General features: G+C 45.0%; 20 protein-coding genes. 3 read left to right on the top strand and 17 right to left on the bottom strand.

The window, feature by feature from the left end; translation table 11 throughout:
- Window positions 1–25 precede the first annotated feature (25 nt).
- Both IM507_RS06115 and IM507_RS06110 read right to left on the bottom strand, forming a co-directional pair.
- Entirely contained in the window at window positions 26–733 is a 708-nt protein-coding gene (locus tag IM507_RS06115) for a Rho termination factor N-terminal domain-containing protein (protein WP_272015043.1), read from the bottom strand.
- Window positions 730–2064 (bottom strand): AAA family ATPase, encoded by a 1335-nt coding sequence (locus IM507_RS06110; protein ID WP_287636774.1) that lies wholly within the window; start codon window positions 2062–2064, stop codon window positions 730–732. The genes IM507_RS06115 and IM507_RS06110 overlap by 4 nt, the downstream gene beginning before the upstream one ends.
- An 84-nt stretch (window positions 2065–2148) precedes the next feature.
- Between IM507_RS06110 and IM507_RS06105 the strand changes: the two genes are divergently transcribed.
- Window positions 2149–2568: a GAF domain-containing protein gene (locus IM507_RS06105; RefSeq protein WP_002776488.1), complete on the top strand. Its 420-nt coding sequence runs from the start codon at window positions 2149–2151 to the stop codon at window positions 2566–2568.
- Here the strand turns inward: IM507_RS06105 and IM507_RS06100 are convergent.
- Window positions 2548–3741 carry an NAD(P)/FAD-dependent oxidoreductase gene (locus IM507_RS06100; protein WP_004157353.1) on the bottom strand — a complete coding sequence of 398 codons (1194 nt, stop codon included), beginning with the start codon at window positions 3739–3741 and terminating at the stop codon, window positions 2548–2550. The genes IM507_RS06105 and IM507_RS06100 overlap by 21 nt on opposite strands.
- Window positions 3742–4154: 413 nt before the next feature.
- On the opposite strand from IM507_RS06100, the gene IM507_RS06095 reads away from it, so the two are divergent.
- Complete coding sequence (locus tag IM507_RS06095) at window positions 4155–4505, top strand: hypothetical protein (RefSeq protein ID WP_002740189.1); 351 nt, start codon at window positions 4155–4157, stop codon at window positions 4503–4505.
- Here IM507_RS06095 and IM507_RS06090 read toward each other — a convergent pair whose 3' ends face one another.
- From IM507_RS06090 to IM507_RS06025, 14 genes are all read right to left on the bottom strand, one after another.
- Window positions 4506–5075: an ExbD/TolR family protein gene (locus IM507_RS06090; protein WP_002739744.1), complete on the bottom strand. Its 570-nt coding sequence runs from the start codon at window positions 5073–5075 to the stop codon at window positions 4506–4508. It lies immediately after the preceding gene.
- Between the two features lie 18 nt (window positions 5076–5093).
- Window positions 5094–5732, bottom strand: a complete 639-nt coding sequence (locus IM507_RS06085; protein ID WP_002750075.1) for a MotA/TolQ/ExbB proton channel family protein — start codon at window positions 5730–5732, stop codon at window positions 5094–5096.
- 354 nt (window positions 5733–6086) lie between these two features.
- Window positions 6087–7034, bottom strand: a complete 948-nt coding sequence (locus IM507_RS06080; protein ID WP_002750073.1) for a F0F1 ATP synthase subunit gamma — start codon at window positions 7032–7034, stop codon at window positions 6087–6089.
- A 223-nt stretch (window positions 7035–7257) separates the two neighbouring features.
- Window positions 7258–8766, bottom strand: a complete 1509-nt coding sequence (gene atpA / locus IM507_RS06075) for a F0F1 ATP synthase subunit alpha (protein WP_002776476.1) — start codon at window positions 8764–8766, stop codon at window positions 7258–7260.
- 69 nt (window positions 8767–8835) lie between these two features.
- Window positions 8836–9384 (bottom strand): ATP synthase F1 subunit delta, encoded by a 549-nt coding sequence (atpH, locus tag IM507_RS06070; RefSeq protein ID WP_123231004.1) that lies wholly within the window; start codon window positions 9382–9384, stop codon window positions 8836–8838.
- Window positions 9385–9927 (bottom strand): F0F1 ATP synthase subunit B, encoded by a 543-nt coding sequence (locus tag IM507_RS06065; protein WP_002740013.1) that lies wholly within the window; start codon window positions 9925–9927, stop codon window positions 9385–9387.
- Between the two features lie 126 nt (window positions 9928–10053).
- Entirely contained in the window at window positions 10054–10485 is a 432-nt protein-coding gene (locus IM507_RS06060) for a F0F1 ATP synthase subunit B' (protein ID WP_002740070.1), read from the bottom strand.
- A 230-nt stretch (window positions 10486–10715) separates the two neighbouring features.
- Entirely contained in the window at window positions 10716–10961 is a 246-nt protein-coding gene (gene atpE, locus IM507_RS06055) for an ATP synthase F0 subunit C (RefSeq protein ID WP_002740068.1), read from the bottom strand.
- Window positions 10962–11191: 230 nt separating this feature from the next.
- Complete coding sequence (gene atpB / locus IM507_RS06050) at window positions 11192–11941, bottom strand: F0F1 ATP synthase subunit A (protein WP_002739857.1); 750 nt, start codon at window positions 11939–11941, stop codon at window positions 11192–11194.
- A 58-nt stretch (window positions 11942–11999) separates the two neighbouring features.
- Window positions 12000–12362: an ATP synthase subunit I gene (locus IM507_RS06045; RefSeq protein WP_002739749.1), complete on the bottom strand. Its 363-nt coding sequence runs from the start codon at window positions 12360–12362 to the stop codon at window positions 12000–12002.
- A 319-nt stretch (window positions 12363–12681) separates the two neighbouring features.
- Window positions 12682–13470, bottom strand: a complete 789-nt coding sequence (locus IM507_RS06040) for an ion transporter (RefSeq protein WP_002740271.1) — start codon at window positions 13468–13470, stop codon at window positions 12682–12684.
- A gap of 79 nt (window positions 13471–13549) precedes the next feature.
- Window positions 13550–14467 (bottom strand): NAD(+) kinase, encoded by a 918-nt coding sequence (locus IM507_RS06035; RefSeq protein ID WP_002740094.1) that lies wholly within the window; start codon window positions 14465–14467, stop codon window positions 13550–13552.
- A gap of 23 nt (window positions 14468–14490) precedes the next feature.
- Window positions 14491–15468 carry an SDR family oxidoreductase gene (locus IM507_RS06030; protein ID WP_002739521.1) on the bottom strand — a complete coding sequence of 326 codons (978 nt, stop codon included), beginning with the start codon at window positions 15466–15468 and terminating at the stop codon, window positions 14491–14493.
- A 65-nt stretch (window positions 15469–15533) separates the two neighbouring features.
- Entirely contained in the window at window positions 15534–16421 is an 888-nt protein-coding gene (locus IM507_RS06025) for a S66 peptidase family protein (protein WP_002739736.1), read from the bottom strand.
- Between the two features lie 40 nt (window positions 16422–16461).
- Between IM507_RS06025 and IM507_RS06020 the strand changes: the two genes are divergently transcribed.
- On the top strand, window positions 16462–16602 hold a 141-nt coding region (locus IM507_RS06020; RefSeq protein ID WP_287636787.1), incomplete at its 3' end, for a DUF2887 domain-containing protein.

Genomic DNA, 16602 nt, shown 5'->3' with positions numbered 1-16602 from the left:
CACTTCCTAACTCATAATTCATAATTCATACTCCTTTTTCTGATTGCGCCAATATTCTGACTAGCTCTGCTTTCTTCATCTTGCTTAAACCAACGATTCCTTTTTCTTTGGCTAGAGTCTTTAATTCAGAAACAGTCTTGAGTTTGAGAGTTTCTTCTGAAAACTCCTCAATCACTGCATCTTGTTGAGATTGAGGAGTGAGATAAAAGACAGTTTTGAGTAAATCTAATCCCTTCCCTTTTGTAATTCCACACTTGAGGGCAACAATTGAATCTAAACTCTTCCAGAATTGACGGGGAGCCTCATCAATCCTAGCAGTAGCAGTAGCTAATTTAACTGTTTTTAGGGGGCTATTCGGTTGTTCAATTAAGAACTGTAAAGCAGATTTAATTTCTTCTCTTGAAGCTGTTGACAGATTGAGTTTTGGTGTTTCTTCTCTTGCCAAAACTCTGGATATATTCCTAGCATCTTCTGTTCCATCGGCAATAATACACCAAATTCTTTCTAGTCCAGCCCTTTCAGCCACAGCATAAACAAATGAGTTGCCGATAACTTCATAGCGATCCTCTGATAGTTCTTTCACGATTACAGGCAGCCAATTGCGTCCACCTGTCTGCTGTAATAGTTTAGCAGTAGCTTCAATTAAAAAACTATCAGCATCGGTCCCATTGGTAATTTCTATTTCATCTAAGTAGAGATACTTTAAAGTACCAATATCGGTATATTCCATCATTGTAAAAAATACTCCTTTGCTAAGTCTTTGTAATAGTCATAAGCGGAACGATTTTTATAAACGGCTGGCACGCGAGCGAAGGCAGCACTGGCTATAATAGCGTATTCTGGCAGGTGATGAATATGTAAATCTTTTTTGGCATTAGTATATCTGGGATAAAAATAGTGTACAAGGTTTTTGTCATTTTTGAGTATTTGATTAATTTCTTTTTGGGCAAGCTCTAACTGTGGTTGAGTAATCTTCTCACCGTTGAAAAAAATTGGTAAGGCTATGGGAGTCCCATCTTTTTTTAATTTTTGCATTTGCGGCAGAAACTCCTTGATGGCAGTGGCTGCATTATTAAGGGAGAATGAATTGTTATGTTTTGTGGGTAAGAGGACAACATCGGCAGCATAAACAGCCAGCTGGCTAGGAAATCGCCAATTGGGAGCTGCATCTATAAAGATGTAATCATATTCATATCTAGCTAAGTCTAATTTTCTATGGAGAGTGAATATTTTCATTTGAGAATTATACTGAAATTCCGGATACTCTGCCATTTTAGGATCAGCAGGAACAACATCGAAGGTAATTTGTCGTTTTGAATTCTTAAAAATATAGGGAATGATCACTGATTTTATATCAATATTGCGGTCAGTTAAAGCCTTTTCTAGTAGTCCATCTTCTGGGTTTATAGTTAGGATAGATTTAGTTAAATCTCGTTGATTAAAATCAAAGTCTAAAACTAAAACTTTTTTACCTAAAAGGGCAAGGAAAGCTGCAAGATTTACGGTGGTGGTGGTTTTGCCTATACCGCCTTTATTATTGTAAACAGTAACCGTTAGTGCTTTGGGAGTGCTGTCAATTTTTGTCTTGATTAGAGCTATAGTGTCATCAATGTTATCAGGAGTTAGCTCTATGCAAGTAGTGGCAGGAAAAATGGTTTTACCATGTTTTCTAAATAACTGGATGTGTGAACTATTATTGATAATTCCCCATTGGGCTGCTTGACAGTTATTCCCTAATAACTGACGCTTTAACTGATTGACAGTTGCCTTATAACTTGGACTATTTTCAGTTAGGTTAATATCTCTACCCTTTAACTCTATCAGCAGAAAAGGATTACTCTTTGTCTGCAAAAAAATATCGTTTTCTGGGTTTCTCCGAGTGGCAAAGTCGGTAATCCCACCGCCTCCCGTGTCGTACTGTGGGATTATCTCCGTGGTTGAAAATCCTAAATATGATATCAGGTAACGTGCAAAGTTGGTGCTAACGATCGCTTCCGACGCATCTTGAGGCAAATGCTGAAGATAAGATTTGAGACTTGTTACTCTGGGGGTGTTATCTTTCATTTGAGTTCACAAACTATAGACTAAAGTTAATGAATTACTGTTTTTTTGAGTATAACACCCCATTTCCTCAACCCCTAACCCATTATGGAAAAATTAACTAATCTCGATCGCATTGCTGAAGAAATTTTAGGTTTAATTCCAACAGAAACGGTTATCATTGCCGAATTTGACGGTGATAGTATTTATTATCGGGCGGGTGCGGGTAAAAACACCGGGGCAATTGTGGGCAAAAGGGGTGATATTGCCACGTCGGGATTGTGTACGGTGGTTTACCAGGGTAGTTGTCCGGTGGTGGTGGGACAAACTCTCGGAGATAATCGCATCCGTCAGGATATAGCGGTGGCTTTGGGGATAAAAACGGCTTTAGCTGTGCCAATTAGGGTTAATAATCGGTTATTTGGTGCAGTAATGCTTTTAAATCGTCTCGATGGTCAGGAATTGACCGATCGAGATAGTTTATTAGTGGAGGAATATCTGAACTCGCTATTCAGAAATGAGGGATAGAAGCGGTTGGGTAATCCAGTTGAATGCTACGGCGATTTGATGGTTAAGGGTGGGCAGACGGTAGAGATAGACTAAGCGACGGGTAAGATGGGCAAGGGGACCGGCTAATTCTAGTCCTAAACCGCTAATCGTAGCTTCATCGATGCCGAGGGTCAACATTTCGCCTAAAGGTTGATAACGGAAGGGTAAAGCCGGTTTATCGTGGAAACTCGCCCAAATATTCCAAGCGCAGTAGTCGGACTGTTGAAGGGCCACTTGGGCCGTGGCAGCGTATGGTTTATCCTCTTGGTCGCGACTATCGGCCGCATCACCGATCGCGTAGATGCTGGGGTTTTCGACAGTTTGTAAATATTGATTAACTTTTAGTAATTTGCGCTCACTATGTGCTATTGGCAAATTAGCGATCAGTGGGGAGGCGATCGGGCTAACGGTCCAGAGAATTAGATCAACGGGGATATTGTCGATCTGTCCTTTGTAGTCAAGGGAGAGGCGATCCGCTTGGATATCGGCGACGGTGGTTTCTAGGTCTAACCAAACCAGACGTTTTTCTAGGGCTTTTTTGGCGGTGTCGCGGTTAAATTGGGTTGAAGGGCCAAGTATATCGCTATTTCTTTCGATCAGACGAATTCTTCCCCTTTCTCCGAGACGATCGGCCAGCTTACAGGCTAATTCTACGCCGCTATAACCGCCCCCGATAATGGCGACCCGAATTTTATCGCGATCGGATTGTTCTAGGGTTTTGAGTCGATCCCGAAGACGATAGGCATCCTCTAGACTACGAAAGGGGATAGCGTGGGTTCTGGCCCCGGGTAGGAATTCAAGGGAGGATTGACCACCGAGGGCGATCACGAGGCGGTCGTAGCATATATCGTTTTTATTGTCAAGGGTTATTTTATGATTATTAACATCGATCGCCGTGACGGTTCCCTGTTGGAAGTCAACGGGGGTATTAGCGAGCAATTCGCTGAAAGGGGGAGCAATTTCCCAGGATTGCAGTTCTGAGGTGACTAATTCGTAGAGAAGGGGAGAAAATAAAAAGTGATCGCTTTTATCAATTAAGGTAATTTGGGGGGGGTGTTGATCGGGCCAAGGCAATTGACTCAAACGTAAAGCAGTATAGAGTCCACCAAAACCACCACCGAGAATACAAATTTTTGGGTTTGAGTCAGTCATATCGATCGCTGAGGGTTTTGTTTCTTATTTTGACACTCCCTGCCGTAAAATGGACGGGGAAACTTAAACCCAAATTTTCGGTAAACCAGGAAAGAAAAATAGTTTTTATTTATCTACCCAGCCAAATCGTCAGCAAAGCCAAAATTGTAGCCAGAAAAAGGATATGATTCATCCAATCATCGAAAGACCAATTTTTAAACATAATTTATTTCCTTAAAATCGAGGCTTACTGCTCAACAGCTTACCTTAATTTCTAATAGAAGTGCTATCGGGTGCAGCCGGTTGACCCGGGCAATATATTAAGATTAGTTAAGGGCAGTAAAGGAATCGTTAAATCAATCATAAATTGTCATAGTCCATTTCCTCCAGAGCCTAGCATAGAGGGGAAGCCTCCTTTATACCCAGGTAATTGCATGAATGGACTACAACAACAGATTATCAGTCTTGATCGGAAAGTCGATCATCTACAGGATATTGTCGAGAGCCTCAGCCGGCAAATTGCTATCCTAGCTGGGGATAAATCGAGTCGTTCTCCGCGTGAATCTTTGGAAATGGTCGGTTTTTCCGAGTTATCCGATAATAGCCTCTACGATCATAAAGATATTCTCCGAGATCACGGTGGCAAACAATCCCCGGCTGTCAATGGCGATAATTCTTTTTCCGATGAAATCCAAATTCGCCGATTAACGGCACAATTGACGGCGGCCTACAATCGCATTGCAGCTCTCGAAGAACAATTACTCAGCTATCGCATCCATTCCTAGTTAATTTCTGCCCAGAGGATTGGTTAAACCGGGTAAGGTGGGGTTAGTGGGTAAATTAGGCAAAGGATTGCCATTTTCTATTGTGGGATTGTTAGCTTCCCCCGATAGAGTGGCTAAGGCCACGCGATCGCCACCCACCTGTCGCAGTAGGTCTAAAACCCCAACCACTTCGTTATAACTGGCATTACGCGAAGCATTCAGTACCATCAGTCCATTGGGACTATATTGATGATAATTCTTGATTGCCTCGAATAACTGGGGGCGAGTCACCATCTGTTTTTCGACGTAGAGTTGTCCGAAATCATCGAGACTAACCACCAACATTTCCCGCATCGGGGTGGTAGCGGTACTAGCTTTCGGTAAATCAAGACTGATAGCCTGTTGGCGAGATAATCCCACTGCACCGAGAATAAAGAAGGTGAGAATACAGAAAATTACATCGATCAAGGGAATGATGTTAACCTGCACATCCTCTTGAATGCGGTGTTGATCATGCCATAATTTCAGGGGACGAGCCGTAATATGGCTACTTTTGGGCTTTTTGTGGTTAAGAGATTTAGTTTCGGCCATGGGTTATAGGGGGGAGACTTAGCGATCGAGGGGTTTTTCTAGGTTAGCACTGAGGGAGTATTGTTGGTCTTCTCCATCTAGCCAACGTTGACGGTAGATAATTTCTAAATCACTGCCGGCCTTGCGAAAAATTCTAGCTTGATTGAACCAGAGTCCCTGAAAAATACGATAGAAAGCGAGGCTAAAGATAGCGACAATTAAGCCGGTAGCGGTGGAAATTAAAGCTTCACTAATACCTAAAGTTACTCCGGCTGTGGAGGAAGTTCCCAGGTCACTCAGTTGAATATTGGCCAAAGAGGTAATTAAACCGAGTACCGTCCCTAATAATCCTAGCAGGGGAGAAAGGGCGATGACTGCCTCAAGGATTTTATCGCCCCGTTTCATTAGGGATAATTGTTCATCGGCAGCCGATTCGAGGGCAAAGTGAAAAACCTCTGGATCTGGATTTTCTAAGCGCAGGGGTGCGTAGAGATAGCTACCGATGGGGTGATTGCGGGAATCCCTAGCGACTTTTGCCGCTAAGTCCCAGTTACGGGTGGCCGATTCCATAATCCGATTTAAAATCTGGCCTTCACTGAGGAGGGTGCGACTCCAAAACCAAATTCGTTCGATAATAGTGCTAAGAGCTAAAATAGACAGAAAAAGCAGCGGCCACATGGCCACTCCGCCTTTTTGGATTAAATCAGTTATACTCACGAGTTGTTTTGTTCCTCCAATACCGGGCGATCGGGTAATGATTATAGTTTAAGGATTATAGTTTAATATCTAGCTTAATCGATTGACATTTATAGTTCTCACGCTGACTTACAATACAGGATGAGATGGGGCTTTTCAAGGGGCCAGAAGATATCAGAAAAGGGATTGCCCTGACTCTATTTGAACCTAATTCGGGGCAGAGAAGTCTAAACCACGGTTATCTAACCGTCCCTACTTTTTGCCGCAAGCCCTATATAAAAAAAGGAGTGAAAATAATCACTCCTACTGATAATCAAAAGAAAAACTGGCTTAAATCTAGAGAGCGTTTGCCCCCGCTACTACTTCTAACAATTCTTGGGTAATAGCTGCTTGACGCGCTTTGTTGTAGGTACGGCTTAAAGTGCCAATTAACTCGCTGGCGTTCTCGCTGGCGTTACTCATCGCTGTCATCCGGGCTGCTAATTCACTCGCTGCCGATTCCTGGAGGGCGCGCAGTAATTGGTTATTTAAGTACAAAGGTAGGAGAGAATCGAGGATTTGGACGGGATTCTGCTCAAAAATCATGTCTTGGGGAAAAACCTGCGCCGGTTGGCTGGCCATTTTTTCCCGTTGTACCTTAAATTTTCCCTCTTTAGTCACCAAACGGAAAATCTCGTCATCCTGTACCGCTAAACCTTGGGTAGTTAAAGGTAACAGGGTTTGAATCACCGGGGTGGAACTGATCAGGGAGATAAAACGAGTATAAACCAACTCGACGCGATCAACTGTTTCCGATAAAAATAAGGAAAGCAATTCATCCCCAATCGTGCCAGCTTCGTCAGCAGTGGGAATCTGTTCGAGGTTAATAAATTTAGCGGCAATGGGAGCATTGCGGCGCTCGAAATACTGTGCCGCTTTCCGGCCGGCAATAACTAATTGATAGTTAATCCCTTGCTCTTTTAATTCATTCATCCGTTGTTCGGCACGACGGATGACGTTAGTATTATAACCGCCACAAAGACCTCGATCGCCTGTGACTACCAACAGAGCCACGGTTTTTACTTCCCGTTGGGCCAGCAGGGGTAAATTAACATCACTAAAGGCTAAACGACCTTGGAGATTATAAAGTACCTGAGCGAGGGCATCGGCAAAAGGACGGGTACAGAGAACTTGTTCTTGGGCGCGACGCACTTTTGCTGCCGCCACCAGACGCATGGCCTCAGTAATTTTTTTGGTATTTTTGACCGATTGAATTTGGTCGCGAATCGCTTTGAGATTAGGCATAATTCAGTTATCAGTTATCAGTTATCAGTCATCAGTTATCAGTTATCAGTTATCAGTTATCAGTTATCAGATTGGAGTTTTAAGTGAGCAGTATGTGTTAAGTGAGCAGTATTAAATAGCAGTTTCTTGCCATCTTTTCATTGTTTACTGATCACTGTTTACTGATCACTGTTTACTGGTCACTGATAACTGAAAAGGCTGACAGCTTAAAGCTCACAGAAGTTTACTTGAAAGCCTGTTTGTACTCGTTGATGCCATCTTTGAGCAGGCCTTCTGCTTCGTCGTTGAGTTGTTTTTCAGTGCTGACGATCTCAACGTAGCGAGGTTTGCTGGTTTTCAGGTATTCCCGTAAACCGGTGCAGAAATCGATAACTTTATCGGTGGCGATATCGTCGAGATAACCGTTTAAACCGGCATAAACCACCGCCACCTGTTCCCAAACGGAGAGGGGGAAGTTTTGGGGCTGTTTCAGGATTTGACGCAGACGTTGACCGCGAGCGAGTTGTGCTTGGGTGGCCGCATCAAGGTCAGAAGCGAATTGAGCAAAAGCTTCTAATTCGTCAAACTGGGCTAATTCGAGTTTTAATTTACCAGCAACTTTCTTCATTGCTTTCGTTTGGGCCGCCGAACCCACGCGGGATACGGAAATACCAGCGTTAATCGCGGGACGGAAACCAGCGTTAAAGAGGTCGGTGGAGAGGAAGATCTGACCGTCAGTAATCGAAATTACATTGGTGGGAATGTAGGCAGAAACGTCACCGGCTTGGGTTTCGATAATCGGCAGGGCGGTCATGCTACCACCACCGAGGGCATCGCTGAGTTTAGCGGCACGTTCTAGTAAACGGGAGTGGAGATAGAAAACGTCGCCGGGGTAAGCTTCCCGACCGGGAGGACGACGCATGAGCAGGGATAGCTGACGATAAGCTTGAGCCTGTTTGGTGAGGTCATCATAGATAACTAGGGTCGCTTTGCCTTTATACATGAAGTATTCGGCGATCGAAGCTCCGGTGTAGGGGGCGATATACTGGAGGGTGGCGGGGTCGTTAGCGTTAGCGGCCACCACCACGGTGTAATCCATGGCGCCTCTTTGGGTGAGGGTGTCGATTACTTGGGCGACGGTGGAGGCTTTTTGACCGATGGCGACATAGACACAGATCACGTCTTCGCTTTTCTGGTTAATGATCGTGTCAATGGCGATCGCTGTTTTACCAGTTTTTCTGTCACCGATAATTAACTCCCGTTGGCCACGACCGACGGGAATCATGGCATCGATAGCGGTGATGCCGGTTTGCATCGGTTCACAGACGGATTTGCGAGCGACAATACCGGGGGCGGGGGATTCCACCAGACGGGTTTCGCTGGCGAGGATGTCCCCTTTCCCGTCGATGGGACGACCGAGGGCATCAACCACGCGGCCGACTAAGGCGTCACCCACGGGAACCTGAGCGATTTTACCGGTAGCTTTCACCGTACCGCCTTCTTTAATCCCGAAACCGTCACCCATTAACACTGCACCGACGTTATCTTCTTCGAGGTTAAGGGCGATGCCGACGGTTCCATCTTCAAATTCTAATAGTTCTCCCGACATGGCTTGTTGTAGGCCGTAGATGCGGGCAGTACCGTCACCCACTTGCAGGACGGTTCCCACGTTGGAGACCTGTACTTCTTGGTTATAGGATTCGATCTGTTGACGAATAATCGTGCTAATTTCGTCGGGTCTGATAGCTACCATAGTTTAATCTGGGAAAAAGTAAAAAATTAAGAAGGTGAAAAAACGGCAAAAAAGAGAGATTAGATGACCTTAGCGCAGGGAGAGGCTGAGGCGTTGTAGTTGACCGCGAATGCTGGCATCAAAGACCTGAGAACCGACTTTGATCACCACACCACCGATTAGGCTGCCATCAACTTTGGTTTTCAGTTCGACCACGTTCGCCCCGGTCAGGGTTTTCACTTTGTCGATGACGATTTGTTTTTGGCTATCGTTCAATTCGGTGGCCGAGGAAACTTCCGCTAAAACGGTGTTAGTCAGCACTCTAGCCAGGGTGAGATATTGTTGACAAACGGGTGCTAAAAATTGAATCCGACGTTTATCGACTAATAACATCATGAAGTTAGTTAAATAGGGATTGGCATTGGTCCCCATTACTTGGGAAAGAACGGCTTTTTTAGCTTCTTCTTTGATGACGGGATTGCCGATAAAAGCTCTTAGATCGGGAGCATTTTCCAACAATTCTAAGAGGGATTTTATTTCGCCGCCGATCGCTTCTAATTGTCCGCTGCTTTGGGCGACGGAAAGTAATGCTTGGGCGTAGGGTTCGGCTATTTCTGAACTGATTAAACTTCCCTGCATCTATTTACCTCCTAGGTTGGCCAAACTGCGATCAATTAGGGTTTGTTGTACCGATTCTTCCAGGCCGGCGCTTAATTGGGATTCCACGTTAGCTAAGGCTAAAGCGGTAATTCTTTGGCGTAATTCTACTAAAACGCGATCCTGTTCTGCCGAGAGATCTTTAGCGGCACTTTCGCGCATTCTTTGAATATCGAGTTCGGCTTGGGCGGCGATGTCGGCGGTGACAGTTTTAGCTCTAGATCGAGCATTATTGATAATTTTTTCCGCCTCTTGTTTTGCTAGGGCGAGTTTTTTCTGTTCTTCGGCGAGGGCGGTAGCGGCAATATTTTTCCGGTCTTCAGCTTCGGCTAAAGCTTCAGCAATCTTCGACTGACGTTCTCCGAGGATTTGTCCGAGAACTTTGCGGCCGTAGAAGATGACTAAACCGAGCAGAATCGAGAGGTTAAATAGGTTAGTTCCTAGGATATCGGTGTTGATGCCGAATCCTTCTGCTGCCGCTTCCTTCGCCTCCGTGGCTAATAATAAAACTGTGTCGATGATCATGGTTATTGAGGGCGGGGAGTAGGTTATTCAGTTATCAGTTATCAGAGGTAAGTTATCAGTCTTCTAACTCCTGACGACTGACTTCTATCTTTTTACTGATCACTTTTATTAACCAAGGGCTGGGGTTTAGCGAACGAGTTCGGGGCCGAGGAGTTTTTCGAGAATTTGACGGGAAAGAGAGGCCACTTGTCCTTCTAGAGAACGAAAGGCTTCTTCTTTCTGTTGGGCAATTTCGGCGGCGACGGCTTCTTTACGGGCGATCGCTTCTTTTTGGGCTGCGGCAACTCGTTCGCTGGCTAGTTTTTGGGCCTCAGCTTGCGCTTGGGCGATAATCTCTTGGGATTGTTTACGAGCCGAAGTTAATTGCAATTCGTACTCTTGTACCAGTGCTTCGGTTTTGGCTAGTTGTTCTTTGGCTCCGCCTTCCGTTTGCCGAATATACTCCGCCCGTTCATCTAAAACTTTACTGAGGGGTTTATAAAAAACGGCGTTCAGGATCACTGCCAAAAGAATAAACTGTAGTGCCATCACTGGCAGGGTGGCATCGAAATCAAACATTGATTTATTCCTGATAAATAGAAGCTATAGACAGGTTCAAAAAAGGAAGATGATCCCCCTGCTTTAAGAATAAACAGTCAGGGGGAATCACTAAAATTCCCTTAATTAGCTATCAGCCTTCCGTCCCAAAAACCAGATTTTTTAGTGGGCTGCTTTGGCGTTTTTTGAGAGTTTTTAAAACTCTGCTGCCAAGCTGGGGACTGGGGGCTGATAGCCCACTGCTTTTTTAATTAGGCGAAGGGATTAGCGAACAGTAAAACGAGAGCGATAACCAAACCGTAGATGGTTAAGGATTCCATGAATGCCAAGCTGAGGAGAAGGGTACCACGAATTCTTCCTTCAGCTTCGGGTTGACGGGCGATACCGGAAACAGCTTCTCCAGAAGCGGTACCTTGACCAACACCGGGGCCGATAGCGGCTAAACCAACGGCGAGGGCGGCGGCGATAACGGAAGCGGCAGCTACTGTGGGGTTCATGGTGATTTTTTCCTCTATTTACTAATCAATTTCAATCTGTTGTTTACAGAGCGCGTTCTCAGCCGTAAAAAATGGCTGGTTTTCTGCTCAAAACTCCCGAAAGAGTTTTTGGGAAAGAACGATCCTGGAATTCAGTTGCTCATCCTGAATTCGACCAATAATTTCTTAGTTATTATCCTATTATTTGGACACTTTTCCCTAAGAAATTTTTCTGTTTTCGTCTCTCGCTTTTAAGCGTGTTCTTCTTCGTGTTCCGATTCCAGTGCCTCATGGATATAGGCCCCGGCAAGGGTGGCGAAGACAAGGGCCTGAATAGCGCTGGTAAATAAACCGAGAGCCATCAGGGGTAGGGGTACGACTAGGGGGACAAGGAAGACTAATACTGCTACTACCAACTCATCCGCGAGGATGTTTCCGAAAAGACGGAAGCTGAGGGAGAGGGGTTTGGTAAAGTCTTCTAAAATTTTGATCGGTAATAGCACGGGAATCGGCTCTAGGTAGTGAGCGAAGTAACCGAGTCCTTTTTTACTGATGCCTGCGTAGAAGTAAGCGAGGGAAGTCAGTAGGGCTAACGCCACCGTGGTATTGATGTCGTTAGTGGGGGCGGCTAATTCCCCTTCGGGCAGTTCGATTAACTTCCAAGGAATCAAGGCCCCTAACCAGTTAGAAACGAAAATAAATAAAAATAGGGTGCCGATGAAGGGCAACCAGGGTCGATATTCCTTTTCTCCTAGCTGGTTTTTGGCTAAATCGCGCAGAAATTCGAGAACGTACTCCATGAGGTTTTGAATACCGCTAGGGACTTTCTGGATTTTGCGGGTAGCGGCGATCGAGGCGATGATTAAGATAGCGAAGACGATCCAGGAGACCGCGATCACTTGCCCGTGAATTTTTAGTCCGCCGATGTGCCAGTACCAGTGTTGTCCCACTTCCAGAGAAGCGAGGCTATAAAAATTAAGCACACTTAAACTGTCTAACATTTCTACCTTAGAGAGATTCGGGTTCGCAAATCAGGGTTATTTTTAACGGTCAAAGGGTTTAGGAATCGGCTTTCTGCTCCAGCTTGAAGATGGTTTGCAGGGTATAGACGATGATCGCCCCTTTATAGGTCAAAAACCCCAAAAAAACTGGCACTATGTGCAGTTCTTGCCAACGACTGGCGATGATGATTAATCCGGCGAATAGGGCTAATCCTTTTTTGCCCACGCGATTTTTCGTTACCCCCAATTTTTCCACTTCCCCGGCGAGGAGTTTTAGGTAAACAACTCCCACCATTGCCCCTAATAGGTAATTAAGGGCGGTATTGAGGGAATAAAACAGCCACACGGGTATAAAGATCAGACCGCTTAAGATCAGGGTGGTGATCAATAAGGTGTTTTGTAGTTGATAGTATTCCCGCATCGGATCTGACGGCGGGTTTGTTTCTGGGGTTGGGGGAGATTCGATCGATGGGTCAGACAAGGTACACCTAAATCAGCGATAGACTAATCTCAATATCTGGATTGCTTTCCCAGCTATGACGCTCAGGTAAGCCACAAGACATATTATCACGGCAGCGGCAACAATTATTAAGCAATTGTAAATTGTCATGATTCCGTCGGTCGTCGGTCGTTAGGAGTCAGGAGACAGGAGATTACTTTTTTTTATTATCCCCATTTCCCCACTTCCCCATTTCCCCATTTCCCCACTTCCCCATCTACCCATTTCGCCAGAATTAGTCTCAATCAGGTTTTTTTAAGAGTTTTGCGCCACAGTTTTTACAAAAGTTGGCATCTATATCGTGACGGGGTAAACCACAATCTGGACAAGGATAATCAATTTGAGTGCCAGATTTTAATATTTGTTTAGTCAGAGTGCTAATTTGCAAGGGAATTAACAAAACTCCCGTTAAAATCATTAAAACTGTCACCATTTTGCCCCCATCAGAAAGGGGAGTCACATCCCCAAATCCCACGGTAGTCATAGTCACAACGGCGAAGTAAAAAGCATCAAAAAATGTCCGATAGACTTGAGGATTAATCGGGTGTTCGATCTGATAAATTAAACCCGCATAAACAAAAATAATCGAAAATAGAGTTAGTAATATGCGAGTAAATACTATCTGATCGGAAGTTTTAATTTGAAAAATAGAAAGATCGGAACCAAAAAAACGAATCACTCGCAAAATTCTAAACCAGCGAAAAATTCTAAAAAACCTAATATCAAAAAAACCAAAAAATAGAGGCAGGATTGATAATAAATCTAGGATGGAAAAAATGTTAAAAACAAAGCCTAGTTTTGATTCCGCACACCAAAACCGAATTAAATACTCTAGGGAAAATAAGCTTAAAATTCCCCAATCAAGCTGACGTAACCACATTTGCCAAGTGGCGGATAAGGGATAGGTTTGAGCCACATAAATCCCCAACGAGAGTAAAATTAATGCTAGGATAAGCAGATTTACCGTCAGTCCGATCGCCGTGGTGACATCCTCTAAATAAAAAGCTATCTTGGCACGAAAAGAGAGCATAAATTCAGCTATCAGTAAACAGTAACTAGCAATCAATGAACTGAAAGCTCGCATCTGATAACTGATAACTGATAACTGATTAAGGTAATTCCACCGAAGTTGGTTTAGCAATATGAGGCAAACCCCAACCCAATTTTTCCCGAAGGATGCGGAAGAATTCCGTCGATTGCAGACGAATAAAATGGACTTGGTGGGGCGATTTCTGCACATTAATTCGATCTTCTGGCAAGATATAAGAACCGCCATTACCGTCCACTACCATCACCATCCGATTAGCAGTTGCTGGGAAAATATTTACAGTTTCCTTGTCAGAAAATACCAAGGATCTCGAAGCTAAAGAATGGGGACAAATGGGAGCTAATTGTAATACCGGCACATCGGGAGTTATTACCGGGCCACCGGCGCTGAGAGCATAGGCAGTAGAACCAGTAGGAGTGGAGAGAATAACCCCATCGGCAGCGATATCGACAGGTGCGTGTTCACCAATTTGAATCTCAAAATGACACATACTGGTGAGGGGTTCCCGGTGGACGACCACCTCATTGAGAGAAAGTGCCTCCCAGAGGAGGGTATCTTCGCGAAACAGTCGCACCGTGATCATCGAGCGATTTTCGATGGTGTATTTCCCCTCTAGAACCTGCTCTAAGGCGGGTTCAAGCTGATTTAGGTAAATTTCGGTCAAAAAGCCCATGTGTCCCGTATTGACCGTTAACAGGGGCAAATTAAGGGTGGCCAACTGCCGGGCTGCCGATAGGACTGTACCATCGCCCCCCAGCACGATCGCAAAACTTAAATCTTGCTCGAAGTGGGGGGGGACTAACTGATCGATCGGGGTAAAACAAACCGGACGAGAGGGTTTAGAATGGCCTAGCAGACCACCGCTGCCGGTAGCCATAAACACCTGGCAACCTAGGGAAAGTAGCTGATCTTGTATCTGATTGGCTGTTTTACAAGCGATAGGCTTAATATCGTTGTAAATAATGCCGATTTTGGGCATTGACAAATTTTCCTACTGCTGAATCACGCTTTCTTTTTGAAAGGAGTTTTCTTCTTCTTCTGAGCTTTTTGTTTCTCGAAGTCGATTTCCTTGAGCTTCTTGAGAATGCGGCTAAAGTATTCTTGTAAATAGGATTCTAAAGTAGTTGTTTGACTCGGATCAAGGCCAAATACTTGATAAACTTCTGCCATGGGGGCATCAAGGGCTTGATCACTAGCGAGAACTTCCGCAAAAGCTAGTCGGTCAGATATATTATAGGTCCATTGGAAACAACGGCTTATTCCTCGCATAAAACGCAGTAATCCCATGGGTAAACGCCAAATTTTCCCCTCTTTACCCGATAAGCGTTCGCAAACTTCGATAATTTCTTCAGCTTTCCAAGCTTTGCTGCCGACCACGGGATAGGACTGACCGACGGTTTCGGGGACTTCTAAAGCGCGAACGGCGAATTTAGCGATATCTTGGGTGTCCATGTAGGCGATCGCTGTACTTTCCCCCGTGATCCAGACGGTTTGATTATCTAACATCGGGATGGCGTATTGACCGATTAAACCCTGCATAAAGCCACAGGGACGCAGAATTGTATATTTTAAACCCGATTCTGCTAGAAATTTCTCGGTACAGCGTTTTATCTCCATTAAAGGCACGTTGGAATATCTTTCGGCATTGAGGATCGAAAAGAAAATAAAGCGATCAACTCCGGCGGTTTTAGCCGCTTGAATCAGATTAACTTTACCATCCCAATCCACCTGTTTAATGCTGGCTGAGTCCGTCGCCCGGGCTGTAGCGGCATCGATCACCGCGTCCATTCCCTCTAAAGCAGCAATAATGGTATTTTTATCCCGCAGGGTTCCCCCGACTAATTCCGCGCCCCATTCCTTCAAAAAAGCCGCTTTTCTCTGACTGCGTACCAAACAACGCACTTGATGTCCCTGATCGATGGCATGACGCACGATCTGTCGCCCTAGGGTTCCCGTCGCACCGACAACTAATACTTTCATCTATAATTAATTTTTTGTTACATTTGTTAACACTTCTCTAAGATAGTATCAAAAAAGTGGATCATTTAGGGATAGAAAAATTCTAAGATTCCCCGATCCCCGTCCAGTTCTACCATTGTTCCCACAGGTAAAGCGGCATTATCGCCATCATGACCGAAAGGTAACTCAGCAATAACCGCAATGCCTAAATCGCCCAAACGCTCTTTTAAGACTTCCTCCACGGTTTGACTATCACTACCGGGAGCTGCCAGACAACGGCTAAAACGACCGAGAGCAATGGCTTTAATTTGGGAGAAAATGCCCAGCATTCGCCACTGAGTTAACATTCGATCGATCCGGTAGGGGGCCTCGGTTACGTCCTCTAGGGCTAAAATTACCCCCTCTAGGGTGGGTTGAACCGAGGTTCCGAGGAGATGGGTGGCTACGGTTAGATTGGCTGGTAATAAGCGTCCCCGCACTTTGCCCCCACCCCAACCTTGACCGATAAGAGGGGCTAAAGGACGACCTTCCAGAAGAGAAAAGAGGCGATCGATTGATTGGGGACTTTCTTGGGCTAAGGTGGTTAAAACTGGCCCGTGAACGCTACAAATGCCCTGTTTCGCTAAACTCCATAAAATCCCCGTCACGTCGGAAAAACCGATTAACCATTTCGGGTTAGTTTTTGCCCATGTCCAATTTTCCAAGAGGCGAGCGCTACCGTAACCTCCCCTAGCGCAGAGAATTGCTTGACAATCGTCATCTTGCCATGTTTGGGCTAAAGCTTGACGACGTTGCTCGTCGCTACCGGCGAGATAACCGAGACGATTAGACCAATTCTCGCTAAATTCCACTTGATAACCCCTTGATCGCCAGATTTCTACGCCTTTTTCGAGGGCGGCTAATTCCTTGACGGCTCCACTGGTGGCCACCAGAGAAACTTTAGCACCGGGTTGCAGAAATGATGGGATGATCATAGGCGGATTAAGCTGAAATTACAGGCAATTTTGTGGCAGTATGAAAACTGACAGCATATTCTATCGAATGTTTCTCGATTTTCCCGATTCGTTCTTTGAATTAATCGCTCAACCCGATGCTAGGGTTAGCAATTATCGATTTACTTCCCAAGAAGTCAAACAACTAGCTTTCCGATTAGAT

Source organism: Microcystis sp. M20BS1 (genome assembly GCF_020245305.1).
Lineage (GTDB): Bacteria > Cyanobacteriota > Cyanobacteriia > Cyanobacteriales > Microcystaceae > Microcystis > Microcystis ichthyoblabe_A.
The sequence above is the reverse complement of the archived record's forward strand: the minus strand, read 5'-3'. Positions and strand labels throughout refer to the sequence as shown.

Bases quoted from the DNA above. Each gene is read 5' to 3' on its own strand.
- IM507_RS06115 (WP_272015043.1), bottom strand. From the start codon at position 733: ATGATGGAATATACCGATATTGGTACTTTAAAGTATCTCTACTTAGAT.
- IM507_RS06110 (WP_287636774.1), bottom strand. From the start codon at position 2,064: ATGAAAGATAACACCCCCAGAGTAACAAGTCTCAAATCTTATCTTCAG.
- IM507_RS06105 (WP_002776488.1), top strand. From the start codon at position 2,149: ATGGAAAAATTAACTAATCTCGATCGCATTGCTGAAGAAATTTTAGGT.
- IM507_RS06100 (WP_004157353.1), bottom strand. From the start codon at position 3,741: ATGACTGACTCAAACCCAAAAATTTGTATTCTCGGTGGTGGTTTTGGT.
- IM507_RS06095 (WP_002740189.1), top strand. From the start codon at position 4,155: ATGAATGGACTACAACAACAGATTATCAGTCTTGATCGGAAAGTCGAT.
- IM507_RS06090 (WP_002739744.1), bottom strand. From the start codon at position 5,075: ATGGCCGAAACTAAATCTCTTAACCACAAAAAGCCCAAAAGTAGCCAT.
- IM507_RS06085 (WP_002750075.1), bottom strand. From the start codon at position 5,732: ATGTGGCCGCTGCTTTTTCTGTCTATTTTAGCTCTTAGCACTATTATC.
- IM507_RS06080 (WP_002750073.1), bottom strand. From the start codon at position 7,034: ATGCCTAATCTCAAAGCGATTCGCGACCAAATTCAATCGGTCAAAAAT.
- atpA (WP_002776476.1), bottom strand. From the start codon at position 8,766: ATGGTAGCTATCAGACCCGACGAAATTAGCACGATTATTCGTCAACAG.
- atpH (WP_123231004.1), bottom strand. From the start codon at position 9,384: ATGCAGGGAAGTTTAATCAGTTCAGAAATAGCCGAACCCTACGCCCAA.
- IM507_RS06065 (WP_002740013.1), bottom strand. From the start codon at position 9,927: ATGATCATCGACACAGTTTTATTATTAGCCACGGAGGCGAAGGAAGCG.
- IM507_RS06060 (WP_002740070.1), bottom strand. From the start codon at position 10,485: ATGTTTGATTTCGATGCCACCCTGCCAGTGATGGCACTACAGTTTATT.
- atpE (WP_002740068.1), bottom strand. From the start codon at position 10,961: ATGAACCCCACAGTAGCTGCCGCTTCCGTTATCGCCGCCGCCCTCGCC.
- atpB (WP_002739857.1), bottom strand. From the start codon at position 11,941: ATGTTAGACAGTTTAAGTGTGCTTAATTTTTATAGCCTCGCTTCTCTG.
- IM507_RS06045 (WP_002739749.1), bottom strand. From the start codon at position 12,362: ATGCGGGAATACTATCAACTACAAAACACCTTATTGATCACCACCCTG.
- IM507_RS06040 (WP_002740271.1), bottom strand. From the start codon at position 13,470: ATGCTCTCTTTTCGTGCCAAGATAGCTTTTTATTTAGAGGATGTCACC.
- IM507_RS06035 (WP_002740094.1), bottom strand. From the start codon at position 14,467: ATGCCCAAAATCGGCATTATTTACAACGATATTAAGCCTATCGCTTGT.
- IM507_RS06030 (WP_002739521.1), bottom strand. From the start codon at position 15,468: ATGAAAGTATTAGTTGTCGGTGCGACGGGAACCCTAGGGCGACAGATC.
- IM507_RS06025 (WP_002739736.1), bottom strand. From the start codon at position 16,421: ATGATCATCCCATCATTTCTGCAACCCGGTGCTAAAGTTTCTCTGGTG.